The sequence below is a fragment of the Vibrio ordalii ATCC 33509 genome (assembly GCA_000257205.1).
In the GTDB taxonomy this organism is placed as follows: domain Bacteria; phylum Pseudomonadota; class Gammaproteobacteria; order Enterobacterales; family Vibrionaceae; genus Vibrio; species Vibrio ordalii.
The window spans coordinates 1-3,990 of the sequence record AEZC01000078.1; the positions used below are offsets into that span (position 1 = coordinate 1).

Sequence of the window (3,990 nt, forward strand, 5' to 3'; positions counted from 1 at the left end):
TTTATGATGCGCTTACCGTCCATTTTATTCAAAACCACAATCATTGGACGCCCGAGCTCTCTCAATTGAAGCGTCATATAGAGACTGCGTTCCAAACACGTCACGTCCACAACGTTAATGATTAAGTCGGCAGGATGAGTAAGAACCGCTCTAGAGGCAATGGATTCGTCAATGCTGTTACTGTCATTCCCGCTGTCAAGTGCGTAGATGCCTGGCAAATCAGTTAGTATGAATTCATCTCCAGAATGAGTGTAGCGACCCGTTTTTTTCTCGACTGTAACACCAGCCCAGTTACCGACTTGCTGCTTAGAACCAGTCAGCCCATTAAATAACGTTGTTTTACCACTGTTAGGGTTACCAACGGTTAGAATTTGATATCGCACTACACTATCTCCACTTCAATACAAGCGGCTATATTTTCACGTACCGCTAAAGAGACACCTCTCACTTCAAGTTGAAGTGGGTCTCCCATAGGCGCTCTTCTGATTAACGTAACAGTAGTTAGAGGCAGCAAGCCAATCACCATCAATTTTTTACGAATATCATTTTGAAGCTGATTAAACGCGACAATACTTGCGCTATCCCCTTCATTTAATTGAGATAATTTCATCTATCTTGCTCTAAACGGTAGTGGTAATGAGAAATATTTTTATTAACAGATGGATAATACACGCGCGCCCCCCCTATTTTATTGCGTGAAATCAAAGATTGCATAAATCCACAACGTTGTTTTCGGTAAATAAACTGACGTTAAAAACGTTAAAAAATTATCAGGTACAAATGGTCTCAACATAAAAAAATAAACAAAAAAAAGACCAATCCAAAATAAACAAATAAAATCAACAACTTAAAGATGATTATATGTTTTGTCGTTTTTCTTATACTAGGTTGTCGTTAATTTTATAAATGAAATAAGTCCTTTGTCATATAGTAAATCCATCGAAAGGAATTAGTCCTTAGATACAAATTCCAGAGGTGGTACGGATGTTACTCGTATCACTCCGGCAGCAAGCGAAGGTGTCATTGACACCCGTGGTATAGTCCCCCCGGCTATACCACGATTTTTTTTCTACTCATCTTTACCACAGCACAATCACCTACCCAACCTGTTGTATTGTATAAGCACTATCCCCAAACAAATTGATATTACGACTTTGAGTGTTGATGAATGTATCTACGCAAGCATAAATAAATGCGAATGTCCCTAGCTAACACCGCAGCCAATCTAATCAAGAAAGGGGATGCCGATGCACTCTGGTGGAAAGTGAGTTCATCTCCACGCGCCTGAATAAGCATTATGATTAGGATGAATATAGCGAACATCGCAGCAGCTTCACGTGGGAAAGTTATCACTATTTATCAGGGGCGATATTACTCGTTATCATCAACAAATTGAGTTGGCGATAAGCCGAAGTGATGCTTAAATCTTTGACTGAAATAGGACGGATCATTAAACCCACAATCAAAAGCGACTTGGGCGACTTTTCCTCCTGCGAGCAAACATTGGCACGCTTTCTCTAAACGGATCTCGTTTAAGTACTCTTTAAATGTTTTATTGGTAACCGCTTTAAAACGACGTTGTAGGCTGCGTTCCGATACAAAGAGTAATTTGGCCGCACTAGAGGTACTAAATTCAGGATCTGAATAGTAATTGTGTACCAATTTTTCGACTTTTTTAAGCCACTCTTTTTCCGTTATATCAATAAACTTGTCATCAGAATGCTCCTCTACAATGATCATTTCTGGTGCATCACTCACAAGCTCTACAGATGGCCAAGAAAGCTCAACTAAATTTCGTTCTGGCGATGAAAAAATATGTATTTCCCCACCACTACGCTGTACTAACAGCTGCATCTCCTCTAGTTCAAAACCAGAGATACGCTTATCACTATTGATAGATTGCACCTGATCGCCACAGTCAATCATCACAATAAACCGTCTTTTATCCCTTTCATAACAATGAATTTGTAGCTCTTGATTTCTGTAAAGACGTTTTACCGCATCAGATAGTAGCGTATTGAAAATGATGTCTAGGTTAAAATGGGCAGACTCAATATAAGCTTGTTTAAGCTCATTGTTCACAGCCAAAGAAATATTCGCTTTAGCGAATTCTTCACGCCATCCGTCCACACAAGAGTTCAAGATGATCGATAGGTCGTAGAGCAACTGAGTCGACGTTTTATCATTTCTTACATTCCGAAGTAACGCCAATTCACGTTTTACTTTTAAGGCTAAAGACTCAAGTCGCGCGAGTTGCTGGAGTTGAGACCGATAAATCAGCTGATTTAATGTAGGTGTAATAGAATCCAACATCTGTTCAACAAGGATATGGCGAATTTGTAATTGCTTGCGCAACTGCTGGTTATTAACCAAAACAATTTTGCTTTGATGCCGTAATTGGTCAGTTTTCAAGGCCACCTTAGCTTTTAACTTTCGATTCACTTTGGTAACCCATCGAGAACGCCACCATGAAGCAAAAGCAATAAGTCCTATAGAAAGGCAAAGGTAAAGAACAATAGCCCACGAAGACCAGTACCACGGGTTCTCCACAATAAATGATAGACTGTTTATCATACTGTTTTGCGGATGTGGACTGTAATTTCTCACCAGCAAACGATAGTGTCCAGGTAACAGGTGATCAAGTGTCAACTGGGTGCTTTCTAATCTCTGCCACTCCTTATATCCTGCTATACGATACTCCAATGATAAGGCTCTCGATTCTGGCAATGCACCAAATAAAAAGCTTATCGAACTTCCATATTTCAGTTCTAGTGTCTGAAAACGACCACGACCGAACATGACAGGAATGTGATCGACGTTCACTTGGCTAAAGATAATATTTGTATTCGGTGGAGTAGCAACTGAGAGTTCAGAGGACCATGCTGTCACTAAGCCAAAACGGGAACCTAGCAGCAACTGCTGTTGGCTATTGATAATACTTGATTCGCAGACTCCACTTTTAAATTCATTATTCATCAATCCGTGTGGATCACCAAAATGCTTTACCATCTCACCCATAGGATTGTAGAGCGAGATTCCTTGTGAAGAAGTCAGCCAAATACCGTTGCCCGTTTCAGTTAAACATTTGGGGCTAATATTCTCCTCAACCATATCAATAGATCGAATATCACTACGATCATGTGCCAAAACAAAGACGCCATAAGCGCTAGCAAACCAGACATCACCATTGGTACTCTCAAAGATATCAATGTTTTGACCATAGTGACTCGTCGCTCGGAGAAAAACAATTTTGCCTTTGTCAAAAAGATAAACACCATGGTTAGTGCCAATAAACACCCCTCGCCGCGTTGACTTAAGTTTTATTATTTTTGCTGGCAAAAATGCATCAACAAACCATTCAGAACCGAAATCGGTTAGCGAGTTATCGGCCAACCGATATGACCACAAATGGTTACCTGTTGCTCCCCATAACAGTCCTTCATGATCAAATTCAAGGTGTTTAGTATCATTCGAACGCAGCTTAAGAGGTAACATGCTCGTTTCTATCATCTTTTTTGTCTGCAAGTGATAAATAACGATGCCTGTATGTGTAGCTATCCATAAAGAGTGATCATCTATTTGAGCAAAATAATGCACTTCCCCAGGAAAAATAAGTTTAGGCTCTTGCCAATCCTCAGCATCGACTTGGTATAACCCTTGTCGAGTTAAAAACCAATACCCTTTATTGTCCGACCTTGTCACAATTTTCGTCATGGGATTATTGTCAAACAGCGCTGAGGAATGGCGCTTAAATTTTTGTCCAAACAGAGAAAAGTAACGAACACCTTTATTTGTTGCTATCCAAATACCACCTTGTAAATCGTTAACTAATGAATAAATTTTATTGCCCGGTAGCCCATTAGTGTTCCGATCATTGCTCTCAAGTTTGATAATTTCGTCTGTCAAAAATGAGTATAGGAACAACCCATCATCTGTACCAATCCAGTACTCTTGGTCAGTCTCTGTGATCGATAAAACCCCCCTCTGGCA

General features: G+C 40.0%; 3 protein-coding genes. All 3 read right to left on the reverse strand.

The genetic code is table 11. The features are described 5' to 3' along the window. A partial coding sequence (locus VOR_RS16795) for a FeoB small GTPase domain-containing protein (protein WP_010318611.1) occupies positions 1-383 on the reverse strand: 383 nt, incomplete at its 3' end. Continuing rightward, positions 383-610 (reverse strand): FeoA family protein, encoded by a 228-nt coding sequence (locus VOR_RS0104905; RefSeq protein ID WP_010318612.1) that lies wholly within the window; start codon positions 608-610, stop codon positions 383-385. The genes VOR_RS16795 and VOR_RS0104905, both read right to left, overlap by 1 nt. A gap of 761 nt (positions 611-1,371) precedes the next feature. Beyond that, positions 1,372-3,990, reverse strand: a 2,619-nt coding sequence (locus VOR_RS0104910; protein ID WP_010318613.1) for an AraC family transcriptional regulator, incomplete at its 5' end; no start/stop codon positions are given.